The sequence below is a fragment of the Vibrio sp. 070316B genome, from assembly GCF_013114115.1.
Lineage (GTDB): Bacteria > Pseudomonadota > Gammaproteobacteria > Enterobacterales > Vibrionaceae > Vibrio > Vibrio chagasii_B.
Map to the genome: position 1 here is coordinate 53,579 of NZ_VTYC01000024.1, position 20,869 is coordinate 74,447.

23 protein-coding genes are annotated in these 20,869 nt (G+C 44.8%); 16 read left to right on the forward strand and 7 right to left on the reverse strand.

The genetic code is table 11. The annotated features are described in order from the left end of the window. Window positions 1–54 precede the first annotated feature (54 nt). Complete coding sequence (locus F0251_RS17245; protein WP_171731458.1) at window positions 55–684, forward strand: LysE/ArgO family amino acid transporter; 630 nt, start codon at window positions 55–57, stop codon at window positions 682–684. Between the two features lie 84 nt (window positions 685–768). On the opposite strand, the gene mscS is transcribed toward F0251_RS17245, so the two are convergent. The 4 genes from mscS to epd all read right to left on the reverse strand — a co-directional run bounded on the left by mscS (window position 769) and on the right by epd (window position 5,627). Next, window positions 769–1,635 (reverse strand): small-conductance mechanosensitive channel MscS, encoded by an 867-nt coding sequence (gene mscS, locus F0251_RS17250; protein WP_061032424.1) that lies wholly within the window; start codon window positions 1,633–1,635, stop codon window positions 769–771. 380 nt (window positions 1,636–2,015) lie between these two features. Further along, complete coding sequence (fbaA, locus tag F0251_RS17255; protein WP_061032423.1) at window positions 2,016–3,092, reverse strand: class II fructose-bisphosphate aldolase; 1,077 nt, start codon at window positions 3,090–3,092, stop codon at window positions 2,016–2,018. Window positions 3,093–3,247: 155 nt separating this feature from the next. Then, window positions 3,248–4,411, reverse strand: coding sequence for a phosphoglycerate kinase (locus tag F0251_RS17260; protein WP_061032422.1), 1,164 nt, complete (start codon window positions 4,409–4,411; stop codon window positions 3,248–3,250). Between the two features lie 166 nt (window positions 4,412–4,577). Beyond that, window positions 4,578–5,627 (reverse strand): erythrose-4-phosphate dehydrogenase, encoded by a 1,050-nt coding sequence (gene epd, locus F0251_RS17265; protein ID WP_008223573.1) that lies wholly within the window; start codon window positions 5,625–5,627, stop codon window positions 4,578–4,580. Between the two features lie 203 nt (window positions 5,628–5,830). Between epd and F0251_RS17270 the strand changes: the two genes are divergently transcribed. Beyond that, window positions 5,831–6,067 (forward strand): hypothetical protein, encoded by a 237-nt coding sequence (locus F0251_RS17270; protein ID WP_004738990.1) that lies wholly within the window; start codon window positions 5,831–5,833, stop codon window positions 6,065–6,067. A gap of 88 nt (window positions 6,068–6,155) precedes the next feature. On the opposite strand, the gene tkt is transcribed toward F0251_RS17270, so the two are convergent. Next, entirely contained in the window at window positions 6,156–8,150 is a 1,995-nt protein-coding gene (gene tkt, locus F0251_RS17275; RefSeq protein ID WP_171731459.1) for a transketolase, read from the reverse strand. 356 nt (window positions 8,151–8,506) lie between these two features. Between tkt and metK the strand changes: the two genes are divergently transcribed. The 9 genes from metK to F0251_RS17320 all read left to right on the forward strand — a co-directional run bounded on the left by metK (window position 8,507) and on the right by F0251_RS17320 (window position 15,560). Continuing rightward, a complete protein-coding gene (gene metK / locus F0251_RS17280; protein WP_004738986.1) occupies window positions 8,507–9,661 on the forward strand; it encodes a methionine adenosyltransferase in 1,155 nt (384 codons plus the stop codon). A 368-nt stretch (window positions 9,662–10,029) separates the two neighbouring features. Beyond that, window positions 10,030–10,827: a DUF2189 domain-containing protein gene (locus F0251_RS17285; RefSeq protein ID WP_008223581.1), complete on the forward strand. Its 798-nt coding sequence runs from the start codon at window positions 10,030–10,032 to the stop codon at window positions 10,825–10,827. 79 nt (window positions 10,828–10,906) lie between these two features. Beyond that, entirely contained in the window at window positions 10,907–11,407 is a 501-nt protein-coding gene (locus tag F0251_RS17290) for a SprT family zinc-dependent metalloprotease (RefSeq protein WP_102424753.1), read from the forward strand. Window positions 11,408–11,558: 151 nt separating this feature from the next. Next, on the forward strand, window positions 11,559–12,290 hold the full coding sequence (locus F0251_RS17295; RefSeq protein WP_171731460.1) for an endonuclease: 732 nt from the start codon (window positions 11,559–11,561) through the stop codon (window positions 12,288–12,290). Window positions 12,291–12,443: 153 nt separating this feature from the next. Then, the gene (gene rsmE, locus F0251_RS17300; RefSeq protein WP_171369405.1) at window positions 12,444–13,175 is read left to right on the forward strand and encodes a 16S rRNA (uracil(1498)-N(3))-methyltransferase; all 732 of its coding nucleotides are present in this window, start codon (window positions 12,444–12,446) and stop codon (window positions 13,173–13,175) included. A 9-nt stretch (window positions 13,176–13,184) separates the two neighbouring features. Beyond that, window positions 13,185–14,135: a glutathione synthase gene (gshB, locus tag F0251_RS17305; protein WP_102424750.1), complete on the forward strand. Its 951-nt coding sequence runs from the start codon at window positions 13,185–13,187 to the stop codon at window positions 14,133–14,135. A gap of 108 nt (window positions 14,136–14,243) precedes the next feature. Beyond that, window positions 14,244–14,807: a YqgE/AlgH family protein gene (locus F0251_RS17310; protein ID WP_171731461.1), complete on the forward strand. Its 564-nt coding sequence runs from the start codon at window positions 14,244–14,246 to the stop codon at window positions 14,805–14,807. A 60-nt stretch (window positions 14,808–14,867) separates the two neighbouring features. Further along, window positions 14,868–15,290, forward strand: coding sequence for a Holliday junction resolvase RuvX (ruvX, locus tag F0251_RS17315; protein WP_004738973.1), 423 nt, complete (start codon window positions 14,868–14,870; stop codon window positions 15,288–15,290). A gap of 99 nt (window positions 15,291–15,389) precedes the next feature. Further along, window positions 15,390–15,560 (forward strand): hypothetical protein, encoded by a 171-nt coding sequence (locus F0251_RS17320; protein ID WP_155647308.1) that lies wholly within the window; start codon window positions 15,390–15,392, stop codon window positions 15,558–15,560. A gap of 59 nt (window positions 15,561–15,619) precedes the next feature. Here the strand turns inward: F0251_RS17320 and F0251_RS17325 are convergent, their stop codons facing one another. Next, complete coding sequence (locus F0251_RS17325) at window positions 15,620–16,729, reverse strand: PilT/PilU family type 4a pilus ATPase (RefSeq protein WP_171731462.1); 1,110 nt, start codon at window positions 16,727–16,729, stop codon at window positions 15,620–15,622. 14 nt (window positions 16,730–16,743) lie between these two features. Further along, entirely contained in the window at window positions 16,744–17,781 is a 1,038-nt protein-coding gene (locus F0251_RS17330) for a type IV pilus twitching motility protein PilT (RefSeq protein WP_171731463.1), read from the reverse strand. Window positions 17,782–17,807: 26 nt separating this feature from the next. On the opposite strand from F0251_RS17330, the gene F0251_RS17335 reads away from it, so the two are divergent. From F0251_RS17335 to F0251_RS17355, 5 genes are all read left to right on the forward strand, one after another. Continuing rightward, complete coding sequence (locus F0251_RS17335; RefSeq protein ID WP_116871623.1) at window positions 17,808–18,512, forward strand: YggS family pyridoxal phosphate-dependent enzyme; 705 nt, start codon at window positions 17,808–17,810, stop codon at window positions 18,510–18,512. An 80-nt stretch (window positions 18,513–18,592) separates the two neighbouring features. Beyond that, window positions 18,593–19,411 carry a pyrroline-5-carboxylate reductase gene (gene proC, locus F0251_RS17340; protein ID WP_116871622.1) on the forward strand — a complete coding sequence of 273 codons (819 nt, stop codon included), beginning with the start codon at window positions 18,593–18,595 and terminating at the stop codon, window positions 19,409–19,411. 76 nt (window positions 19,412–19,487) lie between these two features. Next, a complete protein-coding gene (locus F0251_RS17345) occupies window positions 19,488–20,045 on the forward strand; it encodes a YggT family protein (protein WP_116871621.1) in 558 nt (185 codons plus the stop codon). A gap of 29 nt (window positions 20,046–20,074) precedes the next feature. Continuing rightward, on the forward strand, window positions 20,075–20,365 hold the full coding sequence (gene yggU / locus F0251_RS17350; protein ID WP_061032412.1) for a DUF167 family protein YggU: 291 nt from the start codon (window positions 20,075–20,077) through the stop codon (window positions 20,363–20,365). Between the two features lie 28 nt (window positions 20,366–20,393). Then, window positions 20,394–20,825 carry a DUF4426 domain-containing protein gene (locus F0251_RS17355; protein ID WP_061032411.1) on the forward strand — a complete coding sequence of 144 codons (432 nt, stop codon included), beginning with the start codon at window positions 20,394–20,396 and terminating at the stop codon, window positions 20,823–20,825. Window positions 20,826–20,869 lie beyond the last annotated feature (44 nt).

Sequence of the window (20,869 nt, forward strand, 5' to 3'; positions counted from 1 at the left end):
GGAGTATCTTCCCCTTATCACCAGTATGTGTCGTTAATTAAATGGGAGGTTAAAATGAGTTTTTGGGTTTTATTACAAGGTTTTGGTCTAGGGGCAAGCATGATTATCCCTATTGGCGCACAAAATGCGTACGTCCTAAATCAAGGGATAAAGCGCAATCACCATTTAACCACAGCAACGATTTGTAGCTTACTCGACACCCTATTTATCTCGTTAGGCATCTTTGGTGGTGGCGCTATCTTGTCGCAAAATGAAGTCCTGCTCACTTCAGTGACACTAGGTGGTATCGCTTTCCTAACTGTCTATGGTTTGTTGTCGCTGCGTAGTGCTTTTAAAGCGCCTTCAGACAAGGAATCAAAAGGAGAGATACTGGCTCGTGGTAAACGCACAGTCATTCTTGGGGCCTTGGCTGTAACTGTGTTAAACCCACACCTCTATTTGGATACCGTTGTGATTCTTGGTTCGATTGGCGGACAGTTTGAAGGTAACGACAGAATTGCTTTTGCTATGGGAACCATCTTGGCTTCGTTCGTTTGGTTTTACTCGCTATCACTGGGAGCAGCAAAACTTGGTCCAACACTGTCTAAACCAAATGTTAAGAAAGGCATCGACATCGCCGTTGCAACCATGATGTTTGCTATCGCAACGGTACTCGCCAATGGACTTATTGAGCAGTATTGGTAGAAGTCGTTTGAAAATATTGCTCCAAGAAAAAAGGCGGATAACTTAGGTTATCCGCCTTTTTTTGTTCAACGTGTCGAAGCTTTATTAGCCCTCAACTTTGTTCATGTGAACATCCATTTGTGGGAATGGGATTTCGATACCTTCTTTATCCAAGCCTTCTTTGATTGCTTGCATTAGGTCGAAGTAAACATTCCAGTACTCAGCAGTGCTAACCCATGGGCGAACCACGAAGTTAACTGAAGAGTCAGCTAGCGTGTGAACACCAACTTGAACACCAGGTTCTTTCAATACACGCTCGTCAGATTCACATATCTGAGTCAAAAGCTCTTTGGTCTTTTGTAGATCTGCACCGTAAGAAACACCGATCATTAGGTCGATACGACGTGTCGCATGACGAGAGTAGTTAGTGATTGGGCTACCGATAACGCTGCCGTTTGGTACTACAACCATTTTGTTATCAGGCGTTGTTAGAACCGTTTGGAAGATTTGAATCGAATCAACTGAACCTGCAACACCGCCAATTTCTACGTAATCACCAGATTTAAATGGACGGAATGCAACAATCAGTACACCTGCAGCGAAGTTCGATAGTGAGCCTTGCAGAGCAAGACCAACCGCTAGACCAGCCGCACCAATTACCGCAACAACAGATGCAGTTTGAACACCAAGGCGACCAAGAGCTGCAATTAGAACGATAACAAACAACAAGTAACGAACTAAACCATGGATGAACTCAACAACCGCTCGGTCCATCTTCTTCTTCTGAAGAACCTTAGCTACGCTGTTCGCTACAGCCTTTACGATTAGGTTACCAATAAACAGAATAACCAGTGCAGATATAATGTTTACACCGTACTGAATAAACAAATCTGAGTTATTCGTTAACCACTGTTCTGCGTTTGAAAGACCATCCACAAGCGGGGTCTCAATCGTTGTAGAACTCTCAGCCATAATGTGCATCCTCTATGTAATATGCTATGAGCTAAACTGCCTTAAACCAAGCCTTACTATTTAACCGCCACCTTTAATTTGTACAATTAAATCATAACGTTAACATAAAAACTTGCTAAGTCCTTTTTACGAAACAGAGTGTCTATCCCCTGTTTTTCGGCACGATATCCTATCTTTGACAGATTGCAAAGTCATATTTATGTAAGCCTTTGAATAAAGGAAGCTTACGCATAAACACAAATACCGATAATTAAAAGACTACGAAATTTATTCACCGTACGCTAGGTTTTTCACATAAATAATACAATTTTTTATCAGACACAAAAAAACCCGCTCGATGAGCGGGTTTTTAAAACTTAAAGAGTACTTAATTCAAAGAATTATAGTACGTCTACAGCGTTAAGGTCAGCGAATGCTTTCTCAAGACGAGTAACCATAGAAGCTTGACCAGCACGTAGCCATACGCGTGGATCGTAGTACTTCTTGTTTGGCGCAGCTTCGCCAGTTGGGTTACCGATTTGACCTTGTAGGAAATCGAAGTTATCAGCAGAGTACTGACGGATACCATCCCAAGTTGCCCACTGTGTATCAGTATCGATGTTCATTTTGATAACACCGTAGCCGATAGACTCTTGGATTTCTTCTTCAGAAGAACCAGAACCACCGTGGAATACGAAGTTTAGAGCGTTAGGTGCGATACCGAACTTCTCTGCACAGTATGCTTGAGAATCACGTAGGATAGTTGGAGTAAGTACAACGTTACCAGCTTGGTAAACACCGTGTACGTTACCGAAAGAAGCAGCGATAGTGAAACGTGGGCTAACAGCCATTAGTTTCTCGTATGCGTATGCTACGTCTTCTGGAGAAGTGTAAAGCTCAGATGCGTCCATATCAGAGTTATCAACGCCGTCTTCTTCACCACCAGTACAACCAAGTTCGATTTCGATTGTCATGTTCATTTTAGCCATGCGCTCTAGGTACTTAGCACATGTTTCGATGTTCTCTTCTAGAGACTCTTCAGAAAGGTCTAGCATGTGAGAAGAGAATAGAGGCTTACCAGTTTGTGCGAAGAACTCTTCACCAGCGTCTAGTAGACCGTCGATCCATGGAAGTAGTTTCTTAGCAGCGTGGTCAGTATGTAGAATAACTGGAACGCCGTAAGCTTCAGCTACAGCGTGTACGTATTTAGCACCAGCTACAGCACCAAGGATTTGTGCACCTTGACCTTCAAGTTTAACGCCTTTACCTGCGAAGAATGCAGCGCCACCGTTAGAGAACTGAACAACTACTGGAGATTTAACTTTAGCAGCTGCTTCTAGTACTGCGTTTACAGAGTCAGTACCAACAACGTTTACAGCAGGAAGAGCAAATTTGTTTTCTTTTGCTACTTCAAATACTTTCTGTACGTCATCGCCAGAAATCACACCAGGTTTTACAAAATCGAAGATCTTAGACATGGAAATAGTCCTATTTATTCTATCGTTTTAAGATTAAAAAACTTAAGTTTAAAAACTTGCAATCGTTTGCTCACAACTTATGCCATTCTAGCAAAAAAGTGTGATATGCAGCAAACGTTAAAAGGCGAGATTCGCATCTCGCCTTTCTAAATCAATTATGCTTTAGCACGCTCTTCAAGCATTGCTACTGCAGGAAGTACTTTACCTTCAACGAACTCAAGGAAAGCGCCGCCGCCAGTAGAGATGTAAGAAACGTCAGCTTTGATACCGAACTTGTCGATAGCTGCTAGCGTGTCACCACCACCTGCTACAGAGAAACCTGCAGACTCAGCGATTGCTTTAGAGATACCTGCTGTACCCGCTTCGAAGTTCTTGAATTCGAATACGCCTACAGGGCCGTTCCAAAGGATAGTTTTTGCGTTGCCGATGATTTCAGCTAGAGCTGCAGTTGAATCTGGACCTAGGTCGAAGATCATGTCGTCGTCTGCAACTTCAGATACGTGTTTGATTTCAGCTTCTGCGTTCTCGTCGAATGCTTTAGCACATGCAACGTCAGTCGCTACTGGGATAGCACACTCTTTCATCAGCTTCTTAGCAGTGTCAACTAGGTCTGCTTCGTATAGAGACTTACCTACGTTGTGGCCTTCAGCAGCGATGAAGGTGTTTGCGATACCACCACCAACAACAAGTTGGTCTGCAACTTTAGATAGAGACTCAAGAACTGTTAGTTTAGTAGAAACTTTAGAACCACCAACGATAGCAACTAGTGGACGCTCTGGGTTATCCATTGCTTTACCTAGTGCTTCTAGCTCAGCAGCAAGAAGAGGACCAGCACATGCTACAGGAGCGTGAGTACCAACACCGTGAGTAGATGCTTGTGCACGGTGAGCCGTACCGAATGCATCCATTACGAAGATGTCACATAGAGATGCGTATGCTTTAGATAGCTCTTCTTCGTTTTTCTTCTCGCCTTTGTTGAAGCGAACGTTTTCTAGAACAACAAGCTCACCAGCGTTTAGCTCTAGGCCGTTTAGGTAATCTTTAGCTAGTTTAACTTCGCAATCTAGTGCGTCGTTTAGGTAGTTAACTACAGGAGCTAGAGAGAACTCTTCGTTGTATTCGCCTTCAGTAGGACGACCAAGGTGAGAAGTAACCATTACTTTTGCACCAGCTTCTAGGCAAAGCTTGATAGTTGGTAGAGATGCTAGGATACGTGCATCTGAAGTTACTTTACCGTCTTTTACTGGTACGTTTAGGTCAGCACGGATAAATACGCGTTTACCTGCAAGTTCCAGGTCAGTCATCTTGATCACAGACATGATTTGTCCTCTCAAATTTAAATAAAAATAAAGTTTTGGAAACTCAGCAACCCTGCTAAGCCTATAAATTATTCAACTGGTAATACTTTAGCTACTCATAATATGTGGACACTTCGCATTTATTTCAAGCTAAAAAATAAATAATCCGCACATTTGCTTCTAGGTCTTACTTCTTGCCTTCTGAAGCTTGCATTGCAAGAACCGTATCCAGCATTCGGTTCGCAAAGCCCCATTCATTATCACACCACACTAGCATTTTCACTAAGTGGCCATTGCTCACTCGAGTTTGTGAACCATCAACAATCGCGCTATGGGGATCATGATTAAAGTCAATGGATACGAGCGGCGCTTCAGTATAGTCAACGATGTTGTGTAATGTACACTGAGATGCGTTAACAATGGTTTGATTTACGTCATTAACTTTCACATTCGTATTAATTGTGACACTTAAATCCATAGCCGTAACATTAACCGTCGGCACTCGCACAGAAATAGCTTCAAACTTGTTAGAAAATTTCGGGAAGATTCTTTCAATACCTTTATGCAGTTTGGTATCGACGGGAATAATGGATTGGCTTGCAGCTCGAGTACGACGAAGGTCGCTGTGATACGCATCAATTACTTGCTGATCATTCATCGAAGAGTGAATGGTCGTGATGGTGCCTGACTCGATGCCAAAGGCTTCATCAAGAACCTTAATAATAGGAACGATACAGTTGGTGGTGCATGAACCGTTAGAAACGATTCTGTGGTCGGCTTCGATAGTATCGTGGTTCACACCGTAGATAATGGTGTTGTCTAGGTCATTAGCTCCCGGATGTGAGAACAGTACCTTTTTCGCGCCAGCCGCAATGTGCGCTAGGCCGTCTGCACGGCAGCCGTAAACACCAGTACAATCAAGAACGATGTCCACTTCGAGGTCACGCCAAGGCAGCAACTCGATATCAGCAAGGTGTAGAATACGAATCGTATCGAACTCACCTTTATCTTCCACACCGATGCCATGATGGACATAGATGTGCTCTTGGTCGTTGGAGATCTTCTTACCGAAGCGACCGTGGCTGGTATCGTACTGTAATAGGTGAGCCATAGCGTCAGGCTGAGCAAGCTCATTGACAGCTACTACTTTGATTTGTTGGCTTTTGCCACTTTCATAAACAGCGCGTAATACGTTACGCCCTATTCGTCCAAATCCGTTTATCGCGACTTTTAGCATAGTTCCGTACATCTAACCAAAATTTCGTGCAACAGATAATAACTGAATCCTACCCAAAAGGCATTAGTTGAATTGTCTAACTAGACAAAAGCAATCTATTAGCATTGATTATCAGTCTTGATTAATGTAGTTATTTAAGTGATGAGTCTTACCTAGTTCTACGGCTGTTTCTAACCCAGTTTTCTCAACCAAAGGAAAAGGTTATGTCTGGATACCCAGCGACTCATTTTTGCAAGACATGCAATAAAGACACACCACATAGTGAAATTCTTGTTCGCCAGACAAGCAGTTATGATACCGACAAAAGTTTACTCGGTAGAATTAAGCTTTTTGCTAACTCAATTATCAATGGCGGCCACTACTACAACATGGATAGGTACGTGACATGTAAAGTATGTGGCACTAAAGAGCTGGACAATTGGGGTAATGAATTCGAATAGCCTAAAATTTGTATATTACTAAAAAAACCGAGCCTGATAGCTCGGTTTTTCTTTCATTGCTTGTTAGCACGAGGCTAACAAGTAATGATTAAGCAAGAAGCTCTTTCGCTGTGTTCACTACGTTTTCAGTTGTGAAACCGAACATCTTGAATAGCTCACCTGCAGGTGCAGATTCACCAAACGTTGTCATACCGATGATCTTGCCACCGAAACCAACGTACTTGTACCAGAAGTCAGCGATGCCAGCTTCGATAGCGATACGAGCTGTTACGTCAGATGGAAGTACAGATTCACGGTACTCAGCGTCTTGCTTATCGAATGCGTCAGTTGCAGGCATAGATACTACGCGTACCTTCTTACCTTCAGCTGTTAGTTCAGCAGCAGCGTTAACCGCTAGCTCAACTTCAGAACCTGTAGCGATAAGGATCAGCTCTGGCTTGCCTTCACAATCTTTCAGGATGTAACCACCCTTTGCGATGTTCGCTACTTGCTCTTCGCTACGCTCTTGCTGTGCAAGGTTTTGACGAGAGAAAATTAGAGACGTTGGGCCGTCTTTACGTTCGATAGCCAGTTTCCAAGCGACTGCTGACTCAACTTGGTCACATGGACGCCATGTGCTCATGTTTGGAGTTAGACGTAGAGAAGCCATTTGCTCAACTGGTTGGTGAGTTGGGCCATCTTCGCCAAGACCGATAGAGTCGTGCGTGTAAACTTGGATGTTCTGAACTTTCATCAGAGCAGCCATACGCATTGCGTTGCGAGCGTATTCCATGAACATTAGGAATGTCGCGCCGTATGGTACGAAACCACCGTGCAGAGCGATACCGTTCATGATTGCAGTCATACCGAATTCACGTACACCGTAGTGGATGTAGTTACCAGAGAAGTCATTTGCTTCTAGAGACTTAGAACCAGACCACATAGTTAGGTTCGAAGGCGCTAGGTCAGCAGAGCCGCCCATGAATTCTGGAAGCATTTGACCAAACGCTTCTAGAGCATTTTGAGATGCTTTACGTGAAGCAATGTTTGCAGGGTTAGCTTGAAGATCAGCAATGATTGCGTTTGCTTTCTCTTCCCATTGTGCTGGAAGTTCACCGTTAGTACGACGTTTGAATTCTGCTGCTAGCTCTGGGTAAGCCGCTGCGTATGCGTCAAACTTAGCATTCCACGCTGCTTCTTTCGCTGCGCCTGCTTCTTTCGCATTCCACTCAGCTGCGATATCAGCTGGGATTTCGAAAGGACCGTGTTCCCAACCCAATGCTGCTTTAGTTGCTGTGATTTCATCAGCACCTAGTGGAGCACCGTGACAGTCGTGCGTACCTGCTTTGTTTGGAGAACCAAAACCGATGATAGTTTTAGTACAGATAAGCGTTGGACGAGGGTCTGCTTTAGCTGCTTCGATAGCTGCATTGATTGCTTTAGGATCGTGACCGTCTACTGCTGGGATTACGTGCCAGCCGTATGCTTCAAAACGCTTAGGAGTATCGTCAGAGAACCAACCTTCCACTTCACCATCGATAGAGATACCGTTGTCATCCCAAAAAGCAACCAGCTTACCAAGACCTAGCGTACCAGCTAGTGAACATGCTTCGTGAGAGATACCTTCCATCAGACAGCCATCACCCATGAATGCATAAGTGTAGTGGTCTACGATGTCGTGGCCTTCTTTGTTGAACTGTGCAGCCAGTGCTTTCTCTGCCATTGCCATACCAACAGCGTTAGTGATGCCTTGACCTAGAGGACCCGTCGTTGTCTCGATACCAGGAGCGTAACCGTACTCTGGGTGACCAGGAGTCTTAGAGTGCAGTTGACGGAAGTTTTTCAGATCTTCAATTGAAAGCTCGTAGCCTGCAAGGTGAAGCAGAGAGTAAATCAACATTGAACCATGGCCGTTAGACAGGATAAAACGGTCGCGGTCAGCCCACTCTGGGTTTGCTGGGTTGTGGTTCAAGTGGCCACGCCAAAGAACTTCAGCGATGTCAGCCATACCCATAGGTGCGCCTGGGTGGCCTGAATTTGCTTGTTGAACACCGTCCATGCTAAGTGCGCGGATTGCATTGGCTAGATCTTTACGAGAAGGCATGTCTGCTCCTGGATACATAAGCGATTTAAAAAAGAGATAGTGCTAATGTTTTCATTTTAATTAGCGCGGGTATTCTCTCAAACGACTATTGCGACTGCAAACGTTTTACTGGCATTTTAACGGTCATTTTTCGCAATTTTCGAACATTTACATCACTTGTCAGCCGCTTATCTCAACCAACACGCAAACGTTTAGTTATGGCATATCATAAAAAAGAGCTTGTAATTCGACCGCTGGAATTTAGAATAGACGTCTAGATGTAGAAACACCTACAAAATATACTGTATTTAATGGCGGCGCTTCCTAGCTTGCGACGCCATGAACTATTTACACCAAAAACTAAAAGTGGAGCTCTCATGGCTAAGCACCTATTCACTTCTGAATCTGTTTCAGAAGGTCATCCAGATAAAATTGCAGACCAAATCTCTGATGCTGTTCTTGATGCCATCTTAGAACAAGATCCAAAAGCACGTGTTGCTTGTGAGACTTACGTAAAAACCGGCATGGTTATGGTTGGCGGTGAAGTAACAACTTCTGCATGGGTTGATATCGAAGAGATCACTCGTGAAACAGTTCGTGAAATTGGTTACGTTCACTCTGATATGGGCTTTGACGCAGACTCTTGTGCCGTTCTAAACACAATTGGTAAGCAGTCTCCAGACATCAACCAAGGTGTTGATAAAGCAGACCCGAAAGAGCAAGGCGCAGGCGACCAAGGCATCATGTTTGGTTACGCGACTAACGAAACTGAAATCCTAATGCCAGCTCCAATCACTTACTCTCACCTTCTTGTTAAAAAGCAAGCTGAAGTACGTAAGAGCGGCAAGCTAGACTTCCTTCGCCCAGATGCGAAATCTCAAGTTACTTTCCAGTACGACCAAGGTAAGATCGTTGGTATCGATGCTGTTGTTCTTTCTACTCAACACTGTGATTCAGTAACAACACCTGACCTACGTGAAGCAGTAATGGAAGAGATCATCAAGCCAGTACTTCCTTCAGAGTGGATCAACAAAGACACTAACTTCTTCATCAACCCAACAGGCCGTTTCGTAATCGGTGGCCCAATGGGTGACTGTGGTCTAACTGGTCGTAAGATCATCGTTGATACCTACGGCGGCGCAGCTCGTCACGGTGGCGGTGCATTCTCTGGTAAAGATCCATCAAAGGTTGACCGTTCTGCAGCTTACGCAGCACGTTACGTTGCGAAAAACATCGTTGCAGCTGGTATGGCTGACCGTTGTGAGATTCAACTGTCTTACGCTATCGGTGTTGCGGATCCAACATCAATCATGGTTGAAACGTTCGGTACTGAGAAAGTAGCGCACGAAATCATCATTGAAGCAGTTCGTCAAAACTTCGACCTACGTCCATACGGTCTTCAAGAGATGCTGAACCTTCTTCAGCCTATCTACAAGCAGACTGCAGCATACGGTCACTTCGGTCGCGAAGAGTTCCCTTGGGAAGCGACTGACAAAGCAGCAATCCTTGCTGACTTCGCTGGCCTAAAATAATTTAGCCACTGCGATTTGTTTCTTTAAAGCCCTTACTGCTTAGTAAGGGCTTTATTTTTATGTACTTACCGAACCTTCACTGGCTACTTCTTTCTCTAACGCCCTTCTTTACCGTTAACCACTAAGTATAAAAAGCCGCTGATAATTTGTGTTTTCTAACACTACTGACAATAGTTAAGGTAACTCCTAGGCGATCAAGCTCACATTTAACTTAAATTAATTCAGTCTGATAACGCTCGTTAAATGCACGCTAGAACAAAAACTGGGATGACAAAGAGCAATTTAGCTCAACACCATAACTCTCACACAAGCCACATCGATGAGCCTTATGGAATTATAACTAGGACGTTATTTAACTAGGGGGATCTATGCCTCGTACCGCGCACCCATCCGAACTGAACGATAAAAAACACAAGGTCAGCGATAAGGATTACGCTCGCACCATTCCTTGCAACCAAATCAGTATTTCCGCACCCTTTCATTGGTTGTCGCTTGCTCTGCATGACTTAGTAAGAATGCCATTAATCAGCGCATTTTACGGTTTGTGCTTTATGGGAGCGGCAATCGCCATTGTTCAACTTGTCCAATGGCAAGGAACACACTTGGTGGTGATGCCAAGCTTGATTGTGTACATGCTGATAGGACCTTTTCTTGCTCTGGGCTTGTATGACGCAGCCTGGGAAAGAGAAAAAGGGCACAACGCCAGCCTATTCCATTCAATGAAAGCCATTACTCGCAACTCGACTCACCAGTGGGCCTTTGCGATTGTATTAATGGTCGCGATGATATTCTGGATGCGTATCGCCGCTCTATTGCACGCTTTGTATCCATCTGTACAAGGCGCACCATTAGCAGAGTTTGCGCCCTTCTTGATCACGGGTTCTGTCATTGGATTTGTTATCGCCAGCCTAATCTTCAGCATCTCGGCATTTTCTATTCCATTGATGATGGAGAGACGCGTGGATGTGATGAGCGCAATCTTCACCAGCTTCAATGCCGTGAAATCCAACATCCCTGCAATGGTGGTGTGGGCAAGTATTATTTGTGCCGGTATTCTGGTGGGCTTTGCAACCTACGGCATTGGTATGATCGTCACCATGCCGCTACTTGGTTATGGTACATGGCATGCCTACCACGAAATCATCAAGAAGAATCACCACCTTTAAATTATCGCCAGAATAACGAGCAATGTTATGATGAGGCCTTAGCTTAAACGCTGAGGCCTTTTTTTGGAGTTAACAACGCTTGTCTTACACCCCGCAACAACATCGAGCAAATAAGAAATTGGCCGAGTGCCTAGCTATCGCTAATCAACATTTCTCTCGTGAATTCCCATGCCCGACCATTACTTACAAGTTAAGAGGTAAAGCGGCAGGAAAGGCCTACCTTCAGCTTAATGAAATTAAGCTCAACCATGTACTCTTCGCCGAGAATGAGGATGCCTTCATTAACGAGGTGGTGCCTCATGAACTGGCACATCTGATTACACATCAAGTCTTTGGGCGAGTGAGACCTCACGGGAATGAATGGAAATACGTGATGGAAAAGGTATTCAACGTGCCAGCTAAAACGACCCATAGCTTTGAGATATCCTCAGTGCAAGGGAAGACCTTTGAGTATCGCTGTGCCTGCACAGTTTATCCACTTTCTATCAGACGTCACAACAAGGTGTTACGTAACCAGTCAAGCTACCGCTGCCAGCAGTGTAATCAAACCTTGGCCTTTACAGGCACGCAACTCAGCTAACTCCCCCCGACTCGGCGCCAGCTTTATTTTCTCGCGCCCCTCGCCAATTTAGAAAACTGCACTCAATGGAATTCATGATAGAAATGTAATGGAGAAATCCATCCTTTGAGTGCTAGACTGATGTTTATCATACTTTTATCAGTCTTTTTCTATGTATAAAACCACTCCAAAAGCATTTGGCCTATCGGTGTCTTTTTACTTATCGATAGTATTTGGCCTACTGGTAACCCAAAGCGTTTTCGCCGCTCCACCAAGCTCATTCTCCAAAGCAAAAAAAGAAGCCGTGAAGATTTACCTTGATCACCCGACTTCATTCTATTGTGGCTGTGACATTACTTGGAAAGACAAAAAGAAAGGCATTCCAGATCTTGCAGGCTGTGGTTATCAAGTGCGAAAGCAACAAAAACGGGCCAGTCGAATTGAGTGGGAACACGTGGTTCCCGCTTGGCAATTTGGCCACCAGCGACAATGCTGGCAAGACGGTGGACGCAAGAACTGCACCCGCAATGACAAAATATTCAAATCCATGGAAGCCGACCTTCACAACTTGACGCCGGCAATTGGTGAGGTTAACGGGGATCGCTCCAACTACAATTTCAGTCAGTGGAATGGTATGGATGGAGTAAGCTATGGTCAGTGTGAAATGCAGGTCAACTTCAAGCAACGTAAGGTGATGCCGCCAGACAGAGCGAAAGGCTCTATCGCTCGAACTTATCTTTACATGAGCCAAGAGTATGGTTTCAAGCTATCTAAACAGCAAACCAATCTGATGATGGCGTGGAACAAGCAGTTCCCTGTCGATGCGTGGGAATGTACTCGTGATGAGCGTATCTATGCCATCCAAGGCAATCACAACCCATTTGTTTATCCAGCTTGTAAATAACGCCACTCGCGTAACCCACATTCCTAGCCGTCTCAAACAAGAGTTTCAGAATTGCCCCTGAAACTCTTGCTCTACCCTTGTTTTTTTAACTAAAAGCATCCATGTTAGGCAGAGACAAAATACCCAAATGATCATATTTATAGGTTTACCAGCATGAGAATCCCTCGTATCCATCACCCAGAACGCATTCATCAGTTAGGTTCACTCGCTTTAGGCGAAGATGCCGCGGGTCATGTTGGTCGTGTCCTTCGTATGAAAGAAGGTCAAGAAGTGCTTCTTTTTGATGGCAGCGGTGCTGAATTTCCAGCGACAATCACTGAAGTATCAAAGAAGAATGTCACTGTTGACGTGACTGAGCGAATCGAGCGCAGCAGTGAATCTCCATTAGACTTACACTTAGGACAAGTGATTTCACGTGGCGACAAAATGGAGTTCACAATCCAAAAATCAGTAGAGCTTGGTGTGAATACCATTACTCCTCTGATTTCAGAACGCTGCGGCGTTAAACTAGATGCTAAACGCTTCGAGAAAAAACTCGCTCAGTGGCAGAAAATTGCGATCGCAGCGTGTGAGCAGTGCGGTCGAAATACAGTTCCAGTGATTCGCCCTATCATGCAACTTGAAGAATGGTGTAGTGAACCGAGTGAAGCATTAAAGCTGAACTTACATCCTCGTGCAAAATACTCAATTAATACCCTTCCAGAACCTATCAGTAAGGTACGCCTATTGATCGGCCCTGAAGGTGGCTTGTCGGCTGAAGAAATCGGCATGACAGAACAATACAAATTTGAAGAGACGCTACTCGGCCCACGTGTACTTCGTACCGAAACAGCAGCTCTAACCGCAATTACTGCCTTACAAGTCCGTTTTGGCGATCTAGGCTAGGAGAAAAAAATGATCAAACTTGGCATCGTAATGGATCCAATTTCATCCATTAACATCAAAAAAGACTCTAGCTTTGCCATGATGCTTGAAGCTCAGCGTCGTGGTTACGAAATCCATTACATGGAAATGAATGATCTACACTTAGATCAAGGCGTAGCGATTGCAGACACTAAGGTCGTTGAGCTCAAAGAAGATCCAAATGGTTGGTATGAATTCAAGTCAGAACAGACTATCGCGCTATCTGATTTAGATGCTGTACTGATGCGTAAAGATCCTCCGTTTGATACTGAGTACATCTACGCAACCTACATTCTTGAGCGTGCTGAAGAGAATGGCGCACTGATCGTAAACAAACCACAAAGCCTACGTGACTGTAACGAGAAGCTGTTCACAGCATGGTTCCCTGAACTAACACCAACCACCATCGTGACTCGCAAAGCGGAGAAAATCAAAGAATTCCGCGAGAAGCATGGCGACGTAATCCTTAAACCACTTGATGGTATGGGTGGTGCATCGATCTTCCGTGTGAAAGAAGGCGATCCAAACGTATCAGTGATCATAGAAACACTGACTAACCACGGTCAAAACTACGCGATGGCACAGACTTTCGTTCCTGACATCAGCAACGGTGATAAGCGTATTCTTGTAGTTGACGGTGAGCCAATGCCTTACTGCCTAGCTCGAATCCCTGCTAAAGGCGAAACTCGAGGTAACCTTGCAGCTGGCGGTACTGGTGAAGCACGTCCTCTAAGTGACACAGATTGGGCGATCGCAAGAGCGGTTGCTCCTGCACTAAAAGAAAAAGGTCTAATCTTCGTTGGCCTAGACGTCATCGGTGATAAGCTAACTGAAATCAACGTAACGAGCCCTACATGTATCCGCGAAATCGAAGCCGCTTTCGATATCTCGGTAACGGGCAAATTAATGGATGCAATTGAGCGTCGCGTTAACGCAAAATAACCTAAGCTAAAAGAAAGCCCTAGCGCTTCACACATACGTCTTAGGGATAGAATGAGCGGCTTTACGCCGCTCTTTTCCTTTATTGGGAACACACTGGCAGGAGGCTCTATGAACCTAACGAACCACTTTTTGGTCGCTATGCCCGGGATGAAAGATCCGTATTTTCAAAACTCGGTAATCTACCTCTGTGAACACAACGAGGAAGGTGCGATGGGGTTAATGATTAACGCTCCCATCGATGTCACTGTCGGTAGTATGCTCAAACAAGTTGAGGTTGAGTCTGAACAACCAAAAGCGAATCAAGCTAGCCTTGATAAGCCGGTATTAAATGGTGGACCTGTAGCAGAAGACCGCGGGTTTATTTTGCACAAACCTAAAGGCAGCTATCAATCCAGCATCAACATGACTAACCAAATCTCAGTAACAACCTCAAAAGATATCTTGATGGTGTTAGGCACAGAAGATGAGCCGATGAATTATTTAGTCGCACTTGGGTATGCAGGGTGGGAACCGGGACAACTGGAAACCGAACTGACCGAGAACTCATGGTTAACCGTTGAGGCCGACCCTAAAGTCATCTTCGATACGCCAATTTCAGATCGCTGGAAAGTTGCGGTACAAATGTTAGGTATTAATGCCGCTCAGCTTTCAGCAGACGCTGGTCACGCCTAGCTCAAATCAGCTAAATAAAATAAACAGACACTCTCAAACACAGATAAATTTGGAAACCCCATGTCACGAACAATTATGGCATTTGATTACGGTACAAAAAGTATCGGCAGCGCGATTGGACAAGAAATCACTGGCACAGCGAGCCCTTTAAAAGCGTTTAAAGCTAAAGACGGTATCCCGAACTGGGACGATATCGAAAAACAGATTAAAGAGTGGCAACCAAATCTTATCGTCGTCGGGCTACCTACCGATCTTCACGGTCGTGATCTAGAGACCATCACACCAAGAGCAAAGAAATTTGCTAACCGCTTAAAAGGTCGTTTTGGTGTTGATGTTGAGCTGCATGACGAAAGATTATCGACCGCAGAAGCAAGAGCCGACCTCTTTGACATGGGTGGCTACAAAGCATTAAGTAAAGGAAATGTTGATAACCAGTCCGCAGTTGTCATTCTCGAAAGCTGGTTTGAAGCACAATATTCTTAACGAAAATTAAGTGAGCAAAAAGCAACCCGATTTGTGATCCCGCACGAATTTCTCGCCGTAAAGACGATGCAATTCATCAATAGGTAAGTGGGAGTTCACATGAAAATTTTTCTAGCAATCTTCGCCGCTCTAACCATTTCTGCGTGCAGCTCAACAGGGTCTAGTAGCGCTAGTTACATGAATGATGGCAAAACCAATTCAGGATTCAATAGTGGCAATATGTACTACGACGACAGTCGAAGAAGTCATGGCTCGTTGAACAGCAACTAGAACAACAATGGTAAGCCAGATCTCTCCGTCAAAAGAGCTCTGGCTTTTTATTTTTCAATCTAACCCATATCAATTTTCACGCCAGATAATGCTCCAGTTCCATAGTCACCATCACCTCGTCTGGTTTTTAGCATCAAACGTAAGTCATTAGCCGAATCGGCACTATGAAACGCATCTTCTTCGCTAATCTTTCCCGCTACAACTAAATCAAACAAAGCTTGGTCAAAGGTTTGCATGCCGACTTCTTTTGATTTTGCCATTGTTGCTTTTAGCTCGTGCAATTCACCGCGACGAATCAAGTCAGACACTCGTGGGCTGTTGAGTAGAATTTCAAATACACCATGACGCCCGCTGCCATTCTTATCTCGAATTAACTGCTGAGCAATCACACCACGTAAATTCATCGACAGATCAAACAGGAACTGTTCTTTCTGTTCTTTAGGCACCAAATGAAGAATACGCTCTAACGCTTGGTTGGCATTATTCGCGTGCAAAGTTGCCATACACAAGTGACCCGTCTCAGCAAAGGTCATCGCATATTCCATGGTTTCGCGGCTACGGATTTCGCCAATCAAAATCATATCTGGCGCTTGGCGCAACGAGTTTTTAAGGGCGACTTCATAGCTCTCGGTGTCGAGCCCTACCTCACGCTGAGTAACTATGCATTTCTTATGTTCGTGGACGAATTCAATCGGGTCTTCAACCGTCAAGATATGCCCCGAGCGATTGGTATTGCGGTAGCCTGTCATCGCCGCCATCGAGGTCGATTTACCAGAACCCGTAGCCCCAACCACCAGCACAAGCCCACGCTTGGCAATTGAGAGGTCTTGTAATACATCAGGAAGCTTTAATTGCTCAAAGGTTGGGATGTTCGTCTCGATGCGTCGAATCACTGCTCCAGGCAGCTCTCGCTGAAAGAACGCACTAACACGAAAGCGACCAAAATCACGTACAATGGCAAAGTTAGCCTCACGCGTTTGCTGATATTCATCACGTCGTTCTTGATCCATCATCGCATCAAGTAGCTGAGCGACCTGCGCCGAATTCAGCTTCTCACCTTGCGGTCGCAGCTCACCATCGACACGGAACAAAACAGGCGCATCAACCGTGATGTAAAGATCGGACGCTTTTTGAGAAAGCATTCCCTCAAGGATTTGATTCAATTCCATTATGTACACCTTGATTAAAACATTGAGGTTTCAATTTCGATCTTTTTCTCGACCTCTTCCGAGTCAACTAAGCCTTGAGCCATCAGCTGCTTCGCATTTTGCTCCATGGTTTGCATGCCATGTGCTGCACCCGTTTGAATGATCGAATACATCTGAGCGACCTTATCTTCACGAATCAAGTTTCTGATCGCTGGTGTCGCCATCATTATTTCATGACAAGCCACACGACCACCACCAACCCGTTTTAACAACTTCTGGGCAATCACCGAGCGTAATGATTCAGATAACATTGAACGAACCATATCTTTATCACTACCAGGGAAAACATCGATGATACGGTCAATCGTTTTTGCCGCCGAGCTGGTATGTAAGGTACCAAAAACCAAGTGACCAGTTTCTGCAGCCGTGAGCGCTAAACTAATGGTTTCTTGGTCACGAAGCTCACCAACAAGGATAACATCAGGGTCTTCACGTAACGCACTGCGCAGCGCCGCTTTAAAGCTATGAGTATCACGATGAACCTCACGCTGGTTCACTAGACACTTATTGTTGGTGTGAACAAATTCAATCGGGTCTTCAATCGTCAGGATATGCTTATTATGGTTACGATTTACGTAATCCACCATCGCCGCAAGAGTGGTCGATTTACCAGAACCTGTTGGGCCTGTAACTAGCACGAGACCCTTTTCGAAATTAGCAATCTTTTCAAAGATATCAGGAGCACCTAACTGCTCTAACGTTGGTATCTCGACAGGGATAGTTCGAAAGACAGCTGAGCAGCCACGGGCTTGGTTAAAAGCGTTAACACGAAAACGACCGATATTGGGTAATTCAAAAGAGAAGTCGACTTCCAGTTTTTCCTCAAATTCACCGCGCTGCGAGTCGCTCATGATCTCAAAAACCAAACGGTGCACATCAGCATGACTCAAAGCTGGTATTCCAAGCTTCCTTACTTCACCATCTATACGTACCATTGGAGATACACCCGCAGAAAGATGTAGATCTGACGCGTTATGCTTTACACTAAAATCTAGTAACTCAGTGATATCCATTTATTTTCCCTTAAGTAAAGTCAGCTATGAGTAGTATTCAACAAAATATCGAACAAATCACCTCACAGATTCGTAGTGCTGAGCAAAAGTGCGGACGAGCTCCAGAGTCCGTGCAACTTTTAGCCGTCAGCAAAACTAAACCTATTGATGCGATTCTAGAAGCCGCACTCGGAGGCCAAATTGCCTTTGGTGAAAACTATGTTCAAGAAGGTGTCGATAAAGTAAAACACTTTTCAGAACAACATTCTAACCTAAATTTGGAATGGCACTTTATTGGTCCAATCCAGTCTAATAAAACTCGCCTTATCGCAGAAAGCTTCGCATGGGTACACTCCATCGATCGCGATAAGATCGCTCAGAGACTGAATGACCAACGTCCAAGCGAGCTTCCACCTTTGCAAGTGTTAATTCAAGTAAACACCAGTGGTGAAGCGTCCAAGTCTGGCACATCTGAAGAGTCAGTTTTTGCACTGGCAGAGTTGATTTCCTCACTGCCCAACCTCACTTTAAGAGGGTTGATGTCGATTCCTGCAAACGTCTCTGACTATCAATCACAGCTTAACGCTTTCTCTCAACTGGCAGAGCTAAAAGATAAGCTAGCTGCAAAATATCCTGATATTGATACCCTTTCGATGGGCATGAGTGGTGATATGGACGCAGCAGTCGAGGCTGGCAGCACCATGGTTCGCATTGGAACCGCGATTTTTGGTGCTCGTGATTACGCGAAGTAACGACACCTAACAACCAAAAAAGTTTAAGTATTGATACCGCTCCGCTTTCACCGCGTAGCGACACGCTCAGGATTTGATATATGGAACATAAGAACATCGCCTTTATCGGGGCGGGAAACATGGTTCGCTCAATTGTAGCGGGCTTAGTAGCGAGTGGTTACCCAGCGCATAAGATTACAGCGACAGCGCCTTCTGACACGAGAAGAGTGCCGTTAGAGCAAGAATATGGCATCAATACCACCAGCGATAATATTGCCGCAGCTGAGCAAGCAGACGTTGTTGTATTATCGGTGAAACCACAAATGATGGCCGATGTATGTAAACCCTTACAAAGCATCGACTTTAGCAACAAACTGGTAATCTCAATTGCCGCAGGTATTAATGCGAATCGACTCAATGAGATGTTAGACTGCCAACTGAACCTGGTTCGTGTAATGCCAAACACGCCATCATTGCTTGGTAAAGGCATGAGTGGGCTTTATGCAGATTCAACCGTTAGCCAAGCAGATAAAGATTTCGCATCACAGCTAATGCAAGCTGTAGGTGAAGTGAGCTGGGTAGAGCAAGAATCTGGTATCAACAACATTATTGCAGCGGCAGGCAGCGCTCCGGCTTACTTCTTCCTATTTATGGAAGCGATGCAAGCGGAAGCAGTCAATCAAGGTTTCGACCAAGAGACGGCCCGCAAGCTAGTGCAGCAATCGGCATTAGGCGCGGCAGAGATGGTGGTCGCGAATCCAGATACAGAATTATCTACACTGCGTGAGCAAGTGACTTCAAAAGGTGGTACTACCGCCGAAGCACTGCGCACGTTTAATGAACATCAACTATCAGACATCGTAGCCAAAGCCATGCAAGCGGCAGTTGCTCGAGCTGAAGAGATGGAAAAACTGTTTTAGTACCAATCAAGGTACAAAAGCCTTGCGTCGCTCATGTGATATCTAAGCGGCAAGTAAATCCGAAAAAGGAAACAATATGAACTCGATGAGCTTTCTGATCTCGACCGTTTTTGATCTTTACATCATGGTTGTGATCTTGCGTATCTGGCTACAAGCATCACGTGCAGATTTCTACAATCCGTTCTCACAATTCATCGTAAAAGCGACACAACCAGTGGTTGCTCCACTACGCCGAGTTATTCCATCAATCGGCAGCCTAGATCTGGCAACGGTTGTTTTCGCTTATGTGCTATGTGTACTCAAGTTCGTCGCTCTCAACTTAATTATCTCTAGCGGCGCGGCTGTGTTCGACATCAGCTTCCTAATCTTTGGCGGACTATCTCTGATTAAAGCGGCGGGTGGTTTGATTTTCTGGGTACTACTAATCCGTGCAATCCTAAGCTGGGTTAGTCAAGGTCGCAGCCCAATCGAGTATGTGTTCCACCAACTGACTGAGCCAATGCTAATGCCTATCCGCCGTATCCTACCGGATATGGGTGGCTTCGACTTAAGCGTTCTGGTTCTGTTCATTGTTCTTCAGTTTGCGAACTTCCTAATGGGTGACATGATTGGTCCTATTTGGTATCAGCTATAATTCAAGTACGAACATCAGGTACTTTGACGATGCCAAAAGCGGTTTGGGTCGAGGGAGACGATATTCTTCTTAGACTCTATATCCAACCCAAAGCAAGCCGAGACAAGATTGTTGGCTTGCATGGTGAGGAACTCAAAATTGCCATTACTGCTCCACCAGTAGATGGCAAAGCCAATGTCCACTTAGCGAAATACCTAGCGAAACAGTTTAAGGTCGCTAAAGGGCAAATTAAGATAGAAAAGGGAGAGCTCGGCCGGCACAAACAAGTTCGAATATGCTCGCCAAGCCAAATCCCCACTGAAGTCAAAGCCATCCTATGATGGCTTTTTGCTATTTATTGGAGTCATTATGCGTCTATGGATTACAGCACTACTTACAGCTCTTGTTGCCCTACCAAGCTCAGCAGGACAATTTAAAAACATTAAGGATGTCGAGGTTCACTACTCAGCTTTTAACTCAACATTTTTAACGGCTCAAGTCGCTAAGCAATATAAACTTAAGCGAAATGGCTACTCAGCGATTCTGAACATCAGCGTGCTAGACAAAGCTTCCCTTGGCAAACCAGCAACAACCGCTAAAGTCACGGGAACAGCCAAGAACCTTGTGGGCAATACTCGCACACTTAACTTCCGCGAGATAAAGGAAGGTGATGCGATTTATTACCTAGCTGAGTTCCCTGTAACACACGAAGAAAACATCACTTTTGATATTGATGTTAACGCAGGTTTGAAAGGCACAGGCCCACTGCGATTCACACAAAAATTCTATATAGAAGAGTAGGTTCAGCCTTCACTTTTCTGTTCACCAACTTATTAGAGCAACAT

Excerpts from the sequence above, each read along its gene's own strand:
- F0251_RS17245 (WP_171731458.1), top strand. The coding sequence starts at position 55 with ATGAGTTTTTGGGTTTTATTACAAGGTTTTGGTCTAGGGGCAAGCATG.
- mscS (WP_061032424.1), bottom strand. The coding sequence starts at position 1,635 with ATGGCTGAGAGTTCTACAACGATTGAGACCCCGCTTGTGGATGGTCTT.
- fbaA (WP_061032423.1), bottom strand. The coding sequence starts at position 3,092 with ATGTCTAAGATCTTCGATTTTGTAAAACCTGGTGTGATTTCTGGCGAT.
- F0251_RS17260 (WP_061032422.1), bottom strand. The coding sequence starts at position 4,411 with ATGTCTGTGATCAAGATGACTGACCTGGAACTTGCAGGTAAACGCGTA.
- epd (WP_008223573.1), bottom strand. The coding sequence starts at position 5,627 with ATGCTAAAAGTCGCGATAAACGGATTTGGACGAATAGGGCGTAACGTA.
- F0251_RS17270 (WP_004738990.1), top strand. The coding sequence starts at position 5,831 with ATGTCTGGATACCCAGCGACTCATTTTTGCAAGACATGCAATAAAGAC.
- tkt (WP_171731459.1), bottom strand. The coding sequence starts at position 8,150 with ATGCCTTCTCGTAAAGATCTAGCCAATGCAATCCGCGCACTTAGCATG.
- metK (WP_004738986.1), top strand. The coding sequence starts at position 8,507 with ATGGCTAAGCACCTATTCACTTCTGAATCTGTTTCAGAAGGTCATCCA.
- F0251_RS17285 (WP_008223581.1), top strand. The coding sequence starts at position 10,030 with ATGCCTCGTACCGCGCACCCATCCGAACTGAACGATAAAAAACACAAG.
- F0251_RS17295 (WP_171731460.1), top strand. The coding sequence starts at position 11,559 with ATGTATAAAACCACTCCAAAAGCATTTGGCCTATCGGTGTCTTTTTAC.
- rsmE (WP_171369405.1), top strand. The coding sequence starts at position 12,444 with ATGAGAATCCCTCGTATCCATCACCCAGAACGCATTCATCAGTTAGGT.
- gshB (WP_102424750.1), top strand. The coding sequence starts at position 13,185 with ATGATCAAACTTGGCATCGTAATGGATCCAATTTCATCCATTAACATC.
- F0251_RS17310 (WP_171731461.1), top strand. The coding sequence starts at position 14,244 with ATGAACCTAACGAACCACTTTTTGGTCGCTATGCCCGGGATGAAAGAT.
- ruvX (WP_004738973.1), top strand. The coding sequence starts at position 14,868 with ATGTCACGAACAATTATGGCATTTGATTACGGTACAAAAAGTATCGGC.
- F0251_RS17320 (WP_155647308.1), top strand. The coding sequence starts at position 15,390 with ATGAAAATTTTTCTAGCAATCTTCGCCGCTCTAACCATTTCTGCGTGC.
- F0251_RS17325 (WP_171731462.1), bottom strand. The coding sequence starts at position 16,729 with ATGGAATTGAATCAAATCCTTGAGGGAATGCTTTCTCAAAAAGCGTCC.
- F0251_RS17330 (WP_171731463.1), bottom strand. The coding sequence starts at position 17,781 with ATGGATATCACTGAGTTACTAGATTTTAGTGTAAAGCATAACGCGTCA.
- F0251_RS17335 (WP_116871623.1), top strand. The coding sequence starts at position 17,808 with ATGAGTAGTATTCAACAAAATATCGAACAAATCACCTCACAGATTCGT.
- proC (WP_116871622.1), top strand. The coding sequence starts at position 18,593 with ATGGAACATAAGAACATCGCCTTTATCGGGGCGGGAAACATGGTTCGC.
- F0251_RS17345 (WP_116871621.1), top strand. The coding sequence starts at position 19,488 with ATGAACTCGATGAGCTTTCTGATCTCGACCGTTTTTGATCTTTACATC.
- yggU (WP_061032412.1), top strand. The coding sequence starts at position 20,075 with ATGCCAAAAGCGGTTTGGGTCGAGGGAGACGATATTCTTCTTAGACTC.
- F0251_RS17355 (WP_061032411.1), top strand. The coding sequence starts at position 20,394 with ATGCGTCTATGGATTACAGCACTACTTACAGCTCTTGTTGCCCTACCA.